18 protein-coding genes are annotated in these 14864 nt (G+C 53.4%); 9 read left to right on the plus strand and 9 right to left on the minus strand.

Features of this window, described 5'->3' with window-relative positions:
* The first annotated feature begins 11 nt into the window (after positions 1-11).
* The 5 genes from ACTU3N_RS07565 to hemW are packed head-to-tail and all read left to right on the plus strand — an operon-like array spanning position 12 to position 3318.
* A complete protein-coding gene (locus ACTU3N_RS07565) occupies positions 12-716 on the plus strand; it encodes a YggS family pyridoxal phosphate-dependent enzyme (protein ID WP_443085522.1) in 705 nt (234 codons plus the stop codon).
* An 18-nt stretch (positions 717-734) separates the two neighbouring features.
* On the plus strand, positions 735-1301 hold the full coding sequence (locus ACTU3N_RS07570) for a YggT family protein (RefSeq protein ID WP_443085523.1): 567 nt from the start codon (positions 735-737) through the stop codon (positions 1299-1301).
* The gene (gene yggU, locus ACTU3N_RS07575) at positions 1298-1588 is read left to right on the plus strand and encodes a DUF167 family protein YggU (protein ID WP_443085524.1); all 291 of its coding nucleotides are present in this window, start codon (positions 1298-1300) and stop codon (positions 1586-1588) included. The genes ACTU3N_RS07570 and yggU overlap by 4 nt, the downstream gene beginning before the upstream one ends.
* A 7-nt stretch (positions 1589-1595) precedes the next feature.
* Positions 1596-2189 (plus strand): XTP/dITP diphosphatase, encoded by a 594-nt coding sequence (locus ACTU3N_RS07580; RefSeq protein ID WP_443085525.1) that lies wholly within the window; start codon positions 1596-1598, stop codon positions 2187-2189.
* Positions 2182-3318 (plus strand): radical SAM family heme chaperone HemW, encoded by a 1137-nt coding sequence (gene hemW / locus ACTU3N_RS07585; RefSeq protein WP_443085526.1) that lies wholly within the window; start codon positions 2182-2184, stop codon positions 3316-3318. Before ACTU3N_RS07580 ends, hemW begins: the two co-directional genes overlap by 8 nt.
* A gap of 43 nt (positions 3319-3361) precedes the next feature.
* Here hemW and wzz(fepE) read toward each other — a convergent pair whose 3' ends face one another.
* The 4 genes from wzz(fepE) to trmB form a co-directional block, all read right to left on the minus strand.
* Positions 3362-4462 (minus strand): LPS O-antigen length regulator Wzz(fepE), encoded by a 1101-nt coding sequence (gene wzz(fepE), locus ACTU3N_RS07590; RefSeq protein WP_443085527.1) that lies wholly within the window; start codon positions 4460-4462, stop codon positions 3362-3364.
* A gap of 263 nt (positions 4463-4725) precedes the next feature.
* Positions 4726-5445 (minus strand): DUF2884 domain-containing protein, encoded by a 720-nt coding sequence (locus ACTU3N_RS07595; protein ID WP_443085528.1) that lies wholly within the window; start codon positions 5443-5445, stop codon positions 4726-4728.
* A 54-nt stretch (positions 5446-5499) separates the two neighbouring features.
* Positions 5500-5826 carry a YggL family protein gene (locus ACTU3N_RS07600; protein ID WP_443085529.1) on the minus strand — a complete coding sequence of 109 codons (327 nt, stop codon included), beginning with the start codon at positions 5824-5826 and terminating at the stop codon, positions 5500-5502.
* The gene (trmB, locus tag ACTU3N_RS07605) at positions 5826-6545 is read right to left on the minus strand and encodes a tRNA (guanosine(46)-N7)-methyltransferase TrmB (RefSeq protein ID WP_443085530.1); all 720 of its coding nucleotides are present in this window, start codon (positions 6543-6545) and stop codon (positions 5826-5828) included. The genes ACTU3N_RS07600 and trmB overlap by 1 nt, the downstream gene beginning before the upstream one ends.
* 142 nt (positions 6546-6687) lie before the next feature.
* Between trmB and mutY the strand changes: the two genes are divergently transcribed.
* The 4 genes from mutY to ACTU3N_RS07625 all read left to right on the plus strand — a co-directional run bounded on the left by mutY (position 6688) and on the right by ACTU3N_RS07625 (position 10784).
* Entirely contained in the window at positions 6688-7752 is a 1065-nt protein-coding gene (gene mutY, locus ACTU3N_RS07610) for an A/G-specific adenine glycosylase (RefSeq protein ID WP_443085531.1), read from the plus strand.
* A gap of 12 nt (positions 7753-7764) precedes the next feature.
* The gene (locus tag ACTU3N_RS07615; protein WP_443085532.1) at positions 7765-8040 is read left to right on the plus strand and encodes an oxidative damage protection protein; all 276 of its coding nucleotides are present in this window, start codon (positions 7765-7767) and stop codon (positions 8038-8040) included.
* A gap of 123 nt (positions 8041-8163) precedes the next feature.
* A complete protein-coding gene (gene mltC, locus ACTU3N_RS07620) occupies positions 8164-9249 on the plus strand; it encodes a membrane-bound lytic murein transglycosylase MltC (protein ID WP_443085533.1) in 1086 nt (361 codons plus the stop codon).
* Positions 9250-9530: 281 nt separating this feature from the next.
* The gene (locus ACTU3N_RS07625; RefSeq protein WP_443085534.1) at positions 9531-10784 is read left to right on the plus strand and encodes a nucleoside permease; all 1254 of its coding nucleotides are present in this window, start codon (positions 9531-9533) and stop codon (positions 10782-10784) included.
* Positions 10785-10815: 31 nt separating this feature from the next.
* Here the strand turns inward: ACTU3N_RS07625 and citG are convergent, their stop codons facing one another.
* Genes citG through citD form a run of 5 tightly spaced genes read right to left on the minus strand, consistent with a single transcriptional unit; the run spans position 10816 to position 14861 of the window.
* Entirely contained in the window at positions 10816-11649 is an 834-nt protein-coding gene (gene citG / locus ACTU3N_RS07630; protein ID WP_443085535.1) for a triphosphoribosyl-dephospho-CoA synthase CitG, read from the minus strand.
* On the minus strand, positions 11627-12166 hold the full coding sequence (gene citX / locus ACTU3N_RS07635; protein WP_443085536.1) for a citrate lyase holo-[acyl-carrier protein] synthase: 540 nt from the start codon (positions 12164-12166) through the stop codon (positions 11627-11629). The genes citG and citX overlap by 23 nt, the downstream gene beginning before the upstream one ends.
* Before the next feature lies 1 nt (position 12167).
* A complete protein-coding gene (gene citF / locus ACTU3N_RS07640; protein WP_443085537.1) occupies positions 12168-13685 on the minus strand; it encodes a citrate lyase subunit alpha in 1518 nt (505 codons plus the stop codon).
* 10 nt (positions 13686-13695) lie between these two features.
* Entirely contained in the window at positions 13696-14571 is an 876-nt protein-coding gene (citE, locus tag ACTU3N_RS07645) for a citrate (pro-3S)-lyase subunit beta (RefSeq protein ID WP_443085538.1), read from the minus strand.
* Positions 14568-14861: a citrate lyase acyl carrier protein gene (citD, locus tag ACTU3N_RS07650; protein ID WP_443085539.1), complete on the minus strand. Its 294-nt coding sequence runs from the start codon at positions 14859-14861 to the stop codon at positions 14568-14570. The genes citE and citD overlap by 4 nt, the downstream gene beginning before the upstream one ends.
* Positions 14862-14864 lie beyond the last annotated feature (3 nt).

Below are 14864 nucleotides of genomic sequence, written 5' to 3' on the forward strand. Positions count from 1 at the left end.
ATCCTGGAATCATGAACGATATCGCACATAACCTGGCACAGGTCCGGGACAAAATCTCAGCCGCTGCAACACGCTGCGGCCGTGCTCCAGAAGAAGTTACCTTACTTGCAGTGAGCAAAACCAAACCTGCGAGCGACGTCGCAGAAGCTATTGCTGCCGGGCAACGTGCATTCGGTGAAAACTATGTTCAGGAAGGGGTGGATAAAATCCGCTATTTTCAGGAACAAGGGATCGAGGGTATACAATGGCACTTTATTGGGCCGTTGCAGTCCAACAAAAGCCGTCTGGTTGCGGAGCATTTTGACTGGTGCCACACCGTCGATCGTTTACGTATTGCCAGCCGGTTAAGCGAGCAGCGTCCTGCTACGCTTCCTGCGCTGAATGTGCTGATTCAAATCAATATCAGTGATGAGCAGAGCAAATCGGGCATTGCGCTAAGCGAGCTGGACACGCTGGCGCAGCAGGTGGTTGAGTTGCCAGGCATTTGTCTGCGCGGCTTGATGGCTATTCCGGCGCCGGAAGCCGACTACGACAGGCAGTTTGCCGTCGCACGGCAAATGGCTGTAGCATTTGAGGCATTAAAAGCGCGCTATCCGGGTGTGGATACGCTGTCGTTAGGTATGACGGATGATATGGCCGCGGCTATTGCAGCTGGCAGCACGATGGTGCGCATTGGGACGGCCATTTTTGGTGCGCGTAATTATATAAAAAATTAAGGAAAACTGAGGAACGCCATGAAGACGTTGACTTTCCTGCTCTCTACAGTCATTGAACTTTATACAATGGTTTTACTGTTGCGCGTCTGGATGCAGTGGGCACGCTGTGATTTTTACAATCCTTTTTCGCAATTTGTGGTAAAAGCAACGCAGCCTGTTGTTGGCCCACTGCGTCGTGTGCTGCCGTCGCTTGGGCCGATTGATAGCTCATCGTTACTGGTCGCGTTTATTCTTTGCATTATCAAAGCGATAGTGCTGTTTATGGTGGTTACGTTCCAGCCGATTATCTGGGTCTCTGCCCTGCTTATCTTGCTGAAAACTATCGGCCTGATGATTTTCTGGGTCCTGTTGGTGATGGCGGTGATGAGCTGGGTCAGCCAGGGCCGCAGTCCGGTGGAATATGTTTTGATGCAGCTGACTGAGCCGCTGCTGCGCCCGATTCGCAATCTGCTGCCGTCGATGGGCGGTATCGATTTTTCGCCGATGATTCTGGTGCTGCTGCTGTATGTCATCAATATGGGGATTGCTGAACTGCTGCAATCGACCGGTAATATGCTACTGCCGGGGCTGTGGATGGCACTATGAGTGCCATTGCTCTGTGTGAGGACGGGCTGGTGCTGCGGCTCTATATCCAGCCCAAAGCCAGCCGGGATAGCATTATCGGGCTGCATGGCGACGAGCTAAAAGTCGCCATCACCGCCCCGCCAGTGGATGGCCAGGCCAATGCGCACCTGGTTAAATTTCTCGCAAAACAGTTCCGCGTGGCAAAAAGCCAGGTCACAATTGAAAAAGGCGAGCTGGGCCGCCATAAACAAGTAAAAATCTCTCATCCGCAACAGATCCCGACAGAAGTCGCGGCGTTGATAAAATAGGTCTGCTATGCAAAAAGTTGTCCTCGCCACCGGTAATGCCGGTAAAGTGCGCGAGCTTGCCTCGCTATTAAATGATTTTGGCCTCGATGTGATCGCGCAAACCGAGCTGGGTGTCGACTCTGTGGAAGAAACAGGGCTGACGTTTATTGAAAACGCTATTCTTAAAGCGCGCCATGCGGCGAAGATAACCGGCCTGCCAGCGATTGCCGACGACTCCGGCCTGGCTGTCGATGCGCTTGGCGGCGCGCCGGGGATTTACTCTGCGCGTTATGCAGGTGTTGATGCCAGCGACAGGCAGAATCTCGACAAGCTGCTTGAGGCACTAAAAGATGTTCCGGATAGCGAGCGCCAGGCCCAGTTCCATTGTGTACTGGTTTACCTGCGCCATGCAGAAGACCCCACGCCGCTGGTCTGCCACGGTAGCTGGCCGGGCGTGATTGCACGTGAACCTGCAGGGGATGGCGGCTTTGGTTACGACCCTGTTTTTTTCGTCCCATCAGAGGGGAAAACAGCAGCCGAACTCACCCGCGATGAGAAGAGTGCTATCTCCCACCGTGGGCAAGCGTTGAAACTGTTACTGGAAGCGTTGCGTAATGGCTAACTTGCCGCCGTTGAGCCTCTATATTCACATCCCGTGGTGTGTGCAAAAGTGCCCCTATTGCGATTTCAATTCCCATGCGTTGAAAGGGGAAGTGCCGCATGACGACTATGTGCAGCATCTGCTAAGCGATCTGGATGCCGATGTGGCTTTGGCGCAAGGGCGTGAAGTAAAAACTATTTTTATTGGCGGCGGTACGCCGAGCCTGCTTTCTGGCCCGGCGATGCAAACGCTGCTGGATGGCGTGCGCGCACGGCTCCCGCTGGCAAGCGATGCTGAAATCACCATGGAAGCGAATCCCGGCACCGTTGAAGCCGATCGTTTCGTCGACTATCAGCGCGCCGGAGTGAACCGCATCTCCATCGGCGTACAGAGCTTTAGTGAAAGCAAACTTCAGCGGCTTGGGCGCATTCATGGCCCGGAGGAAGCAAAACGCGCCGCACGGCTGGCAAGTGGCCTTGGGCTGCGCAGTTTTAACCTGGATTTAATGCATGGCCTGCCGAATCAATCACTGGAAGAGGCGCTGGACGACCTGCGCCAGGCTATCGCGCTGAACCCGCCGCATTTGTCTTGGTACCAGCTGACTATCGAACCCAATACGCTGTTTGGCTCGCGCCCGCCGGTGCTGCCGGATGATGATGCGTTGTGGGATATTTTCGAGCAGGGGCACCAACTCCTGACGGCGGCGGGTTATGAGCAATATGAAACCTCGGCATACGCCAAACCCGGTTATCAGTGCCAGCATAACCTCAACTACTGGCGCTTTGGCGACTACCTGGGCATTGGTTGCGGCGCACATGGCAAGGTGACGTTCGCGGATGGACGTATTATGCGGACGGCGAAAACCCGCCACCCGCGTGGATATATGCAGGGTCATTATCTTGATAAGCAGCATGATGTTGAAGCGCAGGATAAGCCGTTCGAATTCTTTATGAATCGCTTTCGCTTGCTGGAACCGGCACCACGGGCTGAATTTACCCGTTATACCGGGCTGGATGAACGTATAATTCGCCCGCAGATTGAGCAGGCGCTGGCGCTGAATTATCTCACGGAATGTGATGAGTTCTGGCAGATAACCGGGCACGGTAAACTTTTTCTCAACTCGCTGCTTGAACTGTTTTTGACGGAGTAAAATTCGCCCCTCTTCCAACCGGGAAGAGGGAGCAAAAGAGCGATTACATCATTTTCCGCTGCTGTATGGCATGGCGTATTAATACCGCAGCACAAGCGAAAAGCCCCCCTAACAGCGCAGCCAGAAAGAGGATCAGTACCTTGCCCGGGCCATCGCTTTGTGTTGGTAATGACGGAGAGAGCTGGTATTTAAAAGGCGTAAATTTAACGTCGGCGATATTCCATTTTTCCAGCTCGGCTAATTGATGTTCACGGCTAAGGAAATCCGCATTCAGGCGCGTCACATCCGCAATGGATTTTTCAATCTTCAGTTTTTCAGCAATCCCGTCCGCCCCTAAGGTAATTGAGTAATCCGGATCGTCCTGCAGCGCCTGGCCATTACTATAAATCGGACGTTTGATACCTGCGGCATTCGCCACTTCCAGAGAATAATTCAACCGCTGAATTGTTGCTTCATGCCGGGTTTTCATTCGCTCTCGCTCAATGGCCAAAAAGCCTTTTTCGTAGGCTTTTTTAAGTTCGACCTCGTTACGCAAGGTATCCAGAGTTTCATTCACCACTAACATAGAAACATAGTTGATATAACTGTTTAATATCTCCTGTGCTTCTTCGCCGGTAGGCGCAGTAAAGCTCAGCGTCCATGATTTATAAGGCGATTCCGCCGCATTTTTCGCACTGGAATTATTTACGGCTTTCATCTGCATAGAAAGCAAAACAATGCCGCGACGCAACGCTTCAGGCTCAACATTTGTCGCCAGAAGTTTGCCTGTAACCAACGGGGAATTTTGCAAAAATGCTTCCTGTAGCGACCGGGAATTGAACTTTTTCAGGAACAGATTGAAAACATCATCCCGGGTAAAGGCGGTTTTTACATCCAGAACATTGAGAAGAGTAATGGTCTTTTGCAGATCGACCCACTGAATTTTCTCAGCAGGAGTTATTTCTGCCCGGCTGGTCCATTTTGGGGGTAACAAAACTGCAATAAAATAACCGACGACTGCGAATATCAATACTGTTGATATAATTATTTTTTTACCGAGCCATAAGACGCTAATTAAGTTAAAAATATCAATTTCGTCTGACTGCCGGTTGTATATATCATATAAATTGGAATCATTCTTTGGCTGTATGTGTAGAGTTGACATAAAGGTATTCAGCTAAGTATCACGTCCATTATGAGTCCCCAGATAGTAGCAATAAGTGTAATTTTAACGCAAATTCAGGTTATAACTTCCATGTGCAATAAATGCTTTTTATATAAATCGACCATTTGTTACAACACAAAAATACAACATATGTAAATTATAACTTAAAATAAATTACCGGAAGAAAATAAACAGCGCAGAGAAATTTCTGACGTGATTCAGAAGCCTTCTTGTTAATAAATAAAAGAAGGCTTTTTATATAATTATTTAAGGTTGCCGGTTAGCGCTTTACGGCTCTCTTCCAGAGAAATGACCCGCGTGCAGACATCTTTCCCAAACTGTTTGAAATCCGCTTCCTGGTTTTTCCATTCGTTCTGAATAGCAGTTTGTAAACCACCGAGACCACCCAGCACGCCCTGGAGCGTATTGCTGCCGCCTTTCAGCATGGCTTTGGCCCCCATCTCATTAATACTGTCCTGCAAAATGCCGCCCATCGCCTGGTTGACCAGCTGCTGACCATCGGCACGTACCTGATCGATAGCTTTATAGTGAAAGGTCAGTCCATCGCTGCGATGCTCGATGATACGATTCATCTGCTCTTTCAGCTGCGCATCAAGCTTGGTCAGACGGCTGCGCATTTTGCTGCTCTCGCCCATCTCCTGAACGATGATTTTATCCAGCGCGATACGCCCTTTTTCCACGCGATTACGCGCGCCTTCATCAATCCACGGCAGGGTACTGCGTAACTCAGCCTGGTAGTCTTTAGCTTGCTCACGCTGAGCCGCGCTCAGTGCGGGTTGTTTACCGTTGTACATCACGTTGCCATCGGTGGTGATAACCAGATTGCCGTTCTCACCTTTAACCTGCACAGTCTGTGGGTTAATGACGACATCATCGCGCGGCGTGACGCTACATTGGTAGTCGGCCTGCGCCGCAAATGCCGTAAGCGTAAGGGCTGCCGCCAGCAGCGTTTTGCGCATCATATAAGCTCCTGTAGAGACAAAACGGGCCAGCAAATGCTGACCCGGTATGCTTTATTAGTCCCACCAAACATCGAAAAGTTCGCTGACGCGTACATCTTCCAGTTTGCGCGCTTCAAGCCATTTGCGCACAAGGGCCTGATGTTCTTCAGTGCATTTGCCGATTTCTTGCAGGCAAATCAGCCCGTCCCAGGCCAGATAGCCACCGCCATCAAAGGCCAGTTTGTTCGGCTCAACGACTTCCTGGATAAAATCATCCACGGTTTTATCAATCTGCTCTTCGCTGGTACCTTCAGGAAAACGCCAGGCGACGGAGAAACCCAGCTCCTGGAATTCGTCGATATGCATTTTCTTACGCAAGCGACGGCTGCGGTTTGTTGCCATTATTTCACCCTCTCGAACATTAAGTCCCATACGCCGTGGCCAAGACGATGGCCACGCTGTTCAAATTTCGTAACCGGGCGCGAATCCGGGCGCGGCACGTAGTCATTGCTCTGCGACAGATTTTTATACCCGTCGATAGAAGACATCACTTCCAGCATATGTTGCGCATAGGCTTCCCAGTCGGTCGCCATATGAAACACTCCGCCGAGTTTCAGCTTACTTTTTACCAGCTCAGCAAAAGGTACCTGAACAATACGACGCTTATTATGACGCGCTTTATGCCACGGGTCAGGGAAAAAGAGCTGTACCATGTTTAGCGAGCTTTCCGGGATCATGGTGTGCAGCACTTCGACCGCGTCATGGCACATCACCCGCAAGTTCTCTACCCCTTCTTCATGGGCAGAGGAGAGGCACGCGCCTACGCCTGGTGAGTGCACTTCGATACCGAGAAAGTTCTGCTCCGGACGGGTTTTCGCCATCTCCACCAGCGACGCGCCCATGCCAAAACCAATCTCCAGCGTCACCGGCCCGTCATTGCCAAACAGCGCGTTAAAATCCAGCGGCTGCTCGGTAAATTCAACGCCCATCACCGGCCAGTAATGTTCCAGTGCATGCTGTTGCCCTTTCGTCAGGCGGCCCTGGCGACGGACAAAGCTACGAATTCGGCGCAGTGGGCGACCGTTTTCATCAAATTCCGGTGAAATGACGTCGTTATTCATAAAGTGGTCTGCTCGTGAGAGTGTTCAGGAAACGGGCATTATCCAAAGTTCATCGCATGATGCAAGCACCGGAAAGTTCCGGTTTACAGCGTCGCACCGGTATGCTGCAATCTTGGCCCCTGATTACGTGATTCTGGTGACCATGCAAGCGTCTCAATTTTCAGCCCAGGTTCTGGACTGGTACGACAAATACGGGCGAAAAACACTGCCCTGGCAAATTGAAAAAACGCCTTACAAAGTATGGCTGTCAGAAGTGATGCTGCAACAAACGCAGGTCGCAACGGTTATTCCTTATTTTCAGCGCTTTATGGCGCGTTTTCCGACGGTCACAGATCTTGCCCAGGCGCCACTGGATGAAGTGCTGCACTTATGGACGGGCCTGGGTTACTACGCGCGCGCGCGTAATTTACACAAAGCCGCGCAGCAGGTTGCCACGCTGCACGGCGGGCGCTTTCCCGAAACGTTCGAGGAAGTCGCCGCGCTGCCCGGCGTTGGGCGCTCCACCGCCGGAGCTATCCTCTCGTTATCATTAGATAAACATTTTCCCATTCTTGATGGCAACGTAAAACGCGTGCTCGCGCGCTGTTACGCCGTCGGCGGCTGGCCGGGGAAAAAAGAGGTGGAAAAAAGGTTGTGGGATCTCAGTAGCATGGTGACGCCTGCGCACGGCGTGGCGCGTTTTAACCAGGCAATGATGGATCTGGGCGCAATCATCTGTACCCGCTCAAAGCCTAAGTGTGAGCTGTGCCCGTTGCAAAAGGGTTGCGAAGCGTATGCAACGAACAGCTGGGCGCTTTACCCTGGCAAAAAACCGAAGCAGACTTTGCCCGAGCGCACCGGTTATTTCCTGCTGATACAGCATGGCGGTGAGGTCTGGCTTGAGCAGCGCCCGCCGAGCGGTTTGTGGGGCGGTCTGTACTGTTTCCCGCAGTTTAGCGATGAGGCGGCTTTACGCGCCTGGCTGGCAGAGCGCAACATTAGCAGCGATAATCTCAGCCAACTTGTGGCGTTTCGTCATACCTTTAGCCATTTCCATCTGGATATTGTGCCTATGTGGCTTGGCGTGTCATCGTTCTCGTCTTGCATGGATGAAGGCTCAGGTCTTTGGTATAACTTAGCGCAGCCGCCGTCGGTCGGTCTGGCGGCTCCGGTGGAACGCCTGATACAGCAATTACGCGCCGAAGCGTTAGCGCTTCACGCGCAATAAAGAGGACTATTTATGAGCAGAACCATTTTTTGTACCTTCCTGCAACGTGACGCAGAAGGTCAGGACTTCCAGCTCTATCCGGGCGAACTGGGAAAACGTATTTATAACGAGATTTCCAAAGAGGCGTGGAAGCAGTGGCAGCAGAAGCAAACCATGCTGATTAATGAGAAAAAACTCAATATGATGAATGCAGAGCATCGCCAGTTGCTGGAGCAGGAAATGGTGAATTTCCTGTTTGAAGGCAAAGATGTGCATATCGAAGGCTATACGCCGCAAAATAAAGAGTGATCCGCGCACCCGGCGGCTCGCGCAGGCCGGGTGACAGCGAGACGAAAATCTAAGCCGGAGCAGTCAACCGGCGCATAGCGCGGCATCAACAACGCGCTGAAATAAACATAACTGCATCCCGGAATGATGAAAAAATTTTTAGCGCTAGCGATGATCGCGCCGTTGTTGATTTCTTGTTCCAGTTCGAAAAAATCAGGTGAAACGTTTAACGAAGCCTGGGTCAAGGACACCAACGGTTTTGATATTTTGATGGGCCAGTTCGCTCATAATATTGAGAATTTATGGGGGTTTAACGAAGTTCTGATCGCAGGGCCGAAGGACTACGTTAAATACACCGACCAGTACCAGACGCGAAGCCATATCAACTTCGATGAGGGTACTATCACTATTGAAACCATTTCCGGCACCGACCCGGCCGCACACCTGCGCCAGGCGATTATCAAAACCCTGCTGATGGGCGACGATCCTGGCTCTATCGACCTCTATTCCGACGTCGATGACATTCAAATTTCTAAAGAACCTTTCCTGTATGGTCAGGTGCTGGATAACACCGGCGAACCTATCCGCTGGGAGTGGCGCGCCGTGCGCTTCGCGGATTACCTGCTGCAAACGCGCCTTAAAAGCCGCAGCAACGGCCTGCACCGCATCTATAGCGTGACCATCAACCTGGTGCCGAACCACCTGGATAAACGTGCTCACAAATACTTCGGTATGGTGCGCCAGGCCTCGCGCAAATATGGCGTCGATGAGTCATTGATTCTGGCGATTATGCAGACCGAGTCCTCTTTTAACCCCTACGCGGTCAGCCGTTCCGATGCGCTGGGCCTGATGCAGGTGGTGCAGCACAGCGCCGGTAAAGATGTTTTCCGCGCCCAGGGCAAATCCGGCACGCCGGGGCGCAGTTATCTGTTTGATCCGCAAAGCAACATTGACACCGGGACTGCGTATCTGGCGATGCTAAACAATGTTTATCTGGCCGGTATCAGCAACCCAACCTCGCGGCGTTACGCCGTTATCACCGCGTACAATGGCGGCGCTGGCAGCGTGCTGCGCGTTTTCCATAGCGACAAGGTGCAGGCGGCCAATATCATCAACGCCATGACGCCAGGCGATGTCTACCAGGTACTCACCACCCGGCATCCATCGGCTGAATCCCGCCGCTATTTATACAAAGTTAATACGGCGCAAAAAATCTACCGCCGCAATTAACGCTCTTCTCTCGTGCATCTCACCGACAGAGATGCACGAATTCGCTGCTCAGAAAACGCCCAGTCAGCGTAAAAAAGATAAGCATTGCCTCTGACGCACGCAAACGGTTGCTAAAAAGTGTGATATAAATCACTTTATCATGATCACAATCAGATCATGTTTGCATTTTTATGTCGGTCGTAACAAACTCGCCGCGCCTTAGATGGTAGAATCCTGTCAAATAACAACAGTAATTGTGCCCATTTCAACATCTATCAGTCTCCTTTTGTGAGGAAATTAGCATGAATCTTAAGCTGCAGCTGAAAGTGCTCATCTTTCTGCAGTTCTGTCTGTGGGGAAGCTGGCTGACGACACTCGGCTCATATATGTTCGTCACCCTCAAATTTGACGGTGCATCCATTGGTGCGGTGTATAGCTCTCTCGGTATCGCTTCGCTGCTGATGCCGACCCTGCTTGGCATCATTGCCGACAAATGGCTGAGTGCGAAGTATCTCTACGCCCTTTGCCACCTGGTCGGCGCGGTCACGCTGTTTATCGCGGCGGGCGTAACCACACCGGGCGCGATGTTTGCCATTATCCTGCTCAACTCCCTGGCGTATATGCCAACGCTGAGCCTGGTAAACTCTATCTCCTATTTCCGCCTGAAATCAGCCGGGCATGATATCGTTACCGATTTCCCGCCAATCCGTATCTGGGGCACCATTGGCTTTATCCTGGCTATGTGGGCCGTGAGCTTCTCCGGTTTCGAGCTGAGCCATATGCAGCTCTATATCGGCGCCGCGCTGTCGCTGGCTCTGAGCCTGTTCTCGCTGACCCTGCCGTATATTCCGGTGGCAAAAAACAAAACGAAGCAAGGCTGGGCAGAAATGCTGGGGCTGAATGCGTTTTCGCTGTTTAAAAACAAACGCATGGCCATCTTTTTTATTTTCTCGATGCTACTGGGTGCCGAACTGCAAATTACCAACATGTTCGGCAACACCTTCCTGCACAGCTTCGATGCGAACCCGCTGTTTGCCGATAGCTTTATCGTTACCCACGCTTCGGTCATGATGTCGATTTCGCAGATTTCCGAAACCGCTTTCATCCTGGCTATTCCGTTCTTCCTTAGCCGTTACGGCATCAAGAACGTGATGCTTATCAGTATCTTCGCCTGGGTGTTGCGGTTCGGTCTGTTTGCTTACGGCGACCCGACGCCATTCGGCACCGTGCTGCTGGTACTGTCGATGATTGTGTACGGCTGCGCGTTCGACTTCTTCAACATCTCCGGTTCGGTGTTTGTTGAGAAAGAGGTCAACCCGGAAATCCGCGCCAGTGCGCAGGGTATGCTGCTGATGATGACCAACGGTTTTGGTTGCATCCTCGGCGGTATGGTGAGCGGCAAAGTGGTGGAGATTTACACCACCGCCGGGGTAACCGACTGGAAAACCGTCTGGTTAATTTTCGCTTCGTACTCACTGGTACTGGCTGCTGCCTTCGTAGTGCTGTTTAAATACAAACACGTTCGCGAACCGGCAACGGTAGAGCAGAAAGTTTGACCATCAGCCCGGCCACTGCGCCGGGCTTTTTTTAGGCGGGTAATTCCGCAAGAACCCACGAAACAGCCAGTAAGTCGGCGCTGCCGCCAGGGCTTAACTGCCGGGCGGTTAACACAGCGTCCATTTTGCGCAAGGCCGCTTTGTCCCACCCTGTCGCCAGCAATTTCCGCGCGTAGGATTGCACGAAGCGCAACCCGTGAATGCCACCGCGGGACACCAGGTTACTGTCCTGATTTACCGCCATCAGGCGCAGCAACGCATTATGCAGTTGCCGCTCGCCCTGCTCCTGGTGCCAGAAGGGCAACACCGCCTGGCGCACTGTCGCAAAACCCCGCTCCGCTTCACCACGAACACCAGTCAGCCCGAACAGGTGAAACTGTTTTTCACCCGCCGTGATGGGCTGCGTCTTCGCCGCCAGTTCCCGCTCAACCAACCCGCTGCAGATTTCACTGACCTGCTGGCAGAGCGCATCTGCCGTCACGACCCTGTTCTGCCCCTGTAAGCACCCGGCGGCAAAACTCAGCAAACCGAGGGAAAAAATCCCCCCTTTATGCGTATTCACCCCGCCGGTTGCGGTATACATCTCCTGCTCGCAAGCAATACCTTTTGTTCGCAGCAGGCGCAGCTGTTCGCTCGCCGGCCGCTGTGCATAACGTTTCCCCGCCAGTTCAAACAAGTAAAACCACGGCGTGATTGCCGCAATGCTTTTAATAAACAGGGCATAATCCATATCCCGGTGTGCGCCACTGTTGGCGCGATCGACCAGCCCCGCTTTCGGGGTAAGATCCAGCTCCAGGCGCAATGCCTGTACTGCCAGACCGGGAACATCCGTAACCAGAGGTTTAATCGCGAGCAAACCAGTCATCAATCAATTTCTCCACGCGTGCTACCACTTCTTCAACCGGATGGCGGCGCGAGCGCGCGCAGCCGTGAGCCGGTTCATCACATATCAGGCAGCGGCGGGTGCTGATATCCAGCGAGTGCCGCCCTATCTGCCCATCCCTGGGGCTAAAAACATCTACGTCCCATAGCCTGCCGAGTGGATGCGTCTGTTCCATTTCCACACAGCAGGCTTTAATTTCGACACCCGGATGCGCCACGCACCACAACGCTTCAGCGCCGGTTGGCAGCCACAACACCTGGCGGTCGAGCACCCGCCAGCGATGCCGCCACAGCAGCTGATCGCAGGCCTGGAGCGCTACCCCCATCGTGTTGCGATAACGGATGCTGTCTTTGATGGCACCAGGCGTCACCAGCGTCAGTGAAATCACCGGTTGTTGATAACGCCCAAGCCAGTCAGCCTGGCGCGCCGCGCGGTTTTCTTTTGCCGCCAGTAGCGCTTCAAGGCTGACACCCGCGTTCCGGCTATACGCCGTGGTCATTTCACGCCTCCTTTACCTGGCGAACCACGTCAATCACGCTGCCATCGCGATAGCGAATCACGCCGACGATACGATCGGTAAAGGCAATCGGTTTTGGCTCGCCCGTCAGAGAGACCGCGCGCTGGCGAAGCGTGTCGATAGCGACAACGTTCAACCCCGCCGCCTGCAAACGTTCGCGTATCTCCGGGCGCGCCGGGTTCACGGCGATACCATGATCGGTTACCAGCACATCGATACTTTCTCCTGGCGTCACGCGCGTCGTCACCCGTTTCACCACGGTCGGAATACGGCTACGCAACAGCGGCGCAACCACAATGGTCAGGTTCGCGGCCGCCGCAACATCGCAATGGCCGCCGGATGCGCCACGCATCACGCCATCCGACCCGGTAATCACGTTGATGTTAAAATCGACGTCTATCTCCAGCGCGCTGAGAATGACCACGTCCAGTTGATCGCAGCTGGCCGCTTTTCCGCCAGGGTTGGCGTACACGTTGGTGGAGATCTCCACATGGTTTGGATTACGCCGCAGCGAGGCCGCAGCAATGCTATCAAAGCACTGAGTATCGAGCAGTTTTTCGATAAGACCTTTCTCATGCAGATCCACCAGGCTACCGGTGATACCGCCCAGGGCAAAGCGTGCTTTGATGCCGTGGCGCGCCATTTTTTCTTCCATAAAACGCGTGGCCGCCGTTGCCGCCGCGCCGGAGCCGGTCTGCATGGAGAACCCCTCGCGGAAATAGCCGGAGTGTTCAATCACCTCCGCCGCATAACGGGCAATCATCAGCTCGCGCGGGTTACTGGTGACACGCGCCGCGCCGACGCTGATTTTGTCCGGATCGCCCACGCTCTCTACCTGCACAATCAGATCCACCTGATCCTGACCGAGACTGGCGGGCATATTCGGAAACGCCACCAGCTCTTCAGCCAGCAGCACCACTTTTTTGGCGAAGCAGGCATCCACCATCGCATAACCCAGCGAGCCGCAGGCAGATTTCCCCTGCGTGCCGTTGGCATTGCCGAACTCATCGCTGCACGGCACGCCGAGAAAGGCGACATCTATCGTCAACTCACCGTCCTGTAAAAGTTTCACCCGCCCGCCATGCGAGTGGATTTGTACCGGTTCTTGCATCAAGCCGTGAGAGATAGCATCCGCCAGCTTGCCGCGCATCCCGGAGGTATAAATGCGCGAAATCACTCCACTCTGAATGTGCGCAATCAGCGCATCATTGCAGGTCATCAGCGAACTGGAGGCGAGCGTCAGGTTTTTAAAACCAAGACGCGCAAGCGTGGCGACCACATGGTTAATCACACGATCGCCTTCGCGAAAAGCGTGGTGAAAAGAGATAGTCATACCATCTTGCAGGCCGCTGCGGGCGATGGCGTCCTCAAGCGACGCGCACAGCTTACGCGTATGTTTGGTGTCGATATTCGCCAGCCACGGCGTGGCGGCATAAGCGCCGTCGAAAGGTTTTAACGCACGCATTTGGGGGAAGTTAACGAGAAGCTCTGTTTGATTCATTGTTCTGTCCTTAATGATGCACGCCGGACGCAGCCGCACGTTCGAGCACCCTCTGCGCATGATTAATAATGGGGGCATCGATCATTTTGCCATTGAGCGAGACAACGCCCAGACCGTTGCGCTCCCCCTCTTCTGCCGCATCGATAACACGCCGGGCGTGTTCCACTTCCTGCTGCGTGGGCGCATAGGCGTTATGCAGCAAGTCGATTTGCCGGGGATTGATAAGCGACTTGCCGTTGAAACCCATCTTGCGAACCAGCTCGACTTCGCGCAGAAACCCGGCTTCGTCATTCACGTCTGACCACACCACGTCGAAAGCGTCGATACCAGCCGCGCGGGCGGCGTGCAGTACGGCGCAGCGGGCATAAAACAGCTCGGTACCGTCGCCACGCTCGGTTTGCATATCCATCACATAGTCAAAGGCTGCCAGCGCAATACCGATTAACCGCGGCGAGCTGCGGGCAATCGCCACCGCATTAATCACCCCGATGGCAGATTCAATCGCCGCCATAATCCGGGTGGAACCTGGCTCACGGCCGCACGCTTGTTCGATACGTTCCAGATGATGCTCCAGCGTGTAAATATCATCCGGAGTATCCGTTTTGGGTAAACGAATAACATCCACACCGGCGCGTACCGCCGCTTCCAGATCCAGCAATCCAAACGGCGTATTCAGCGGATTGATACGTACTACGGTTTCAATATCCTGATACATCGGGTGCTGTAAGGCATGAAACACCAGCAGGCGCGCCGTGTCTTTTTCCCGCAGCGCAACGGCATCTTCCAGATCGAACATGATTGAATCCGGGCGATAAATAAATGCAGTAGAGAGCATGGCCGCGTTTGCGCCCGGCAGAAACAGCATGCTACGACGAAGTTTTTTCACTGAAGTTTCTCCCAGTCGATGGCGCTGTTTTCGCTTGCCCGCAGCAGTGCGCTTTGCAGGCGGGCGCAGATCACGCAGTCCAGCGCACCTTTGTCTTCAATAATGATTAGCCCCTGCCGGACATCCATCGCGCGCAGCGTGGCATTGACCTGCGAGCGGATCTGGTCGCCAAATTGCTTCATCACTTCGCTGTGGATAATGACCTCCAGCTCACCGTCAGTGGGCGCGATTTTTACCATCAGGTCGCTGGACTCCAGAGTTCCCGCCAGCGCCTCCCTTACAATTTTCATAAT

The organism is Vagococcus sp. WN89Y, from assembly GCF_052220145.1.
In the GTDB taxonomy this organism is placed as follows: Bacteria; Pseudomonadota; Gammaproteobacteria; order Enterobacterales; family Enterobacteriaceae; genus Kosakonia.

Excerpts from the sequence above, each read along its gene's own strand:
- ACTU3N_RS07565 (WP_443085522.1), top strand. The coding sequence starts at position 12 with ATGAACGATATCGCACATAACCTGGCACAGGTCCGGGACAAAATCTCA.
- ACTU3N_RS07570 (WP_443085523.1), top strand. The coding sequence starts at position 735 with ATGAAGACGTTGACTTTCCTGCTCTCTACAGTCATTGAACTTTATACA.
- yggU (WP_443085524.1), top strand. The coding sequence starts at position 1,298 with ATGAGTGCCATTGCTCTGTGTGAGGACGGGCTGGTGCTGCGGCTCTAT.
- ACTU3N_RS07580 (WP_443085525.1), top strand. The coding sequence starts at position 1,596 with ATGCAAAAAGTTGTCCTCGCCACCGGTAATGCCGGTAAAGTGCGCGAG.
- hemW (WP_443085526.1), top strand. The coding sequence starts at position 2,182 with ATGGCTAACTTGCCGCCGTTGAGCCTCTATATTCACATCCCGTGGTGT.
- ACTU3N_RS07595 (WP_443085528.1), bottom strand. The coding sequence starts at position 5,445 with ATGATGCGCAAAACGCTGCTGGCGGCAGCCCTTACGCTTACGGCATTT.
- ACTU3N_RS07600 (WP_443085529.1), bottom strand. The coding sequence starts at position 5,826 with ATGGCAACAAACCGCAGCCGTCGCTTGCGTAAGAAAATGCATATCGAC.
- trmB (WP_443085530.1), bottom strand. The coding sequence starts at position 6,545 with ATGAATAACGACGTCATTTCACCGGAATTTGATGAAAACGGTCGCCCA.
- mutY (WP_443085531.1), top strand. The coding sequence starts at position 6,688 with ATGCAAGCGTCTCAATTTTCAGCCCAGGTTCTGGACTGGTACGACAAA.
- ACTU3N_RS07615 (WP_443085532.1), top strand. The coding sequence starts at position 7,765 with ATGAGCAGAACCATTTTTTGTACCTTCCTGCAACGTGACGCAGAAGGT.
- mltC (WP_443085533.1), top strand. The coding sequence starts at position 8,164 with ATGATGAAAAAATTTTTAGCGCTAGCGATGATCGCGCCGTTGTTGATT.
- ACTU3N_RS07625 (WP_443085534.1), top strand. The coding sequence starts at position 9,531 with ATGAATCTTAAGCTGCAGCTGAAAGTGCTCATCTTTCTGCAGTTCTGT.
- citG (WP_443085535.1), bottom strand. The coding sequence starts at position 11,649 with ATGACTGGTTTGCTCGCGATTAAACCTCTGGTTACGGATGTTCCCGGT.
- citX (WP_443085536.1), bottom strand. The coding sequence starts at position 12,166 with ATGACCACGGCGTATAGCCGGAACGCGGGTGTCAGCCTTGAAGCGCTA.
- citF (WP_443085537.1), bottom strand. The coding sequence starts at position 13,685 with ATGAATCAAACAGAGCTTCTCGTTAACTTCCCCCAAATGCGTGCGTTA.
- citD (WP_443085539.1), bottom strand. The coding sequence starts at position 14,861 with ATGAAAATTGTAAGGGAGGCGCTGGCGGGAACTCTGGAGTCCAGCGAC.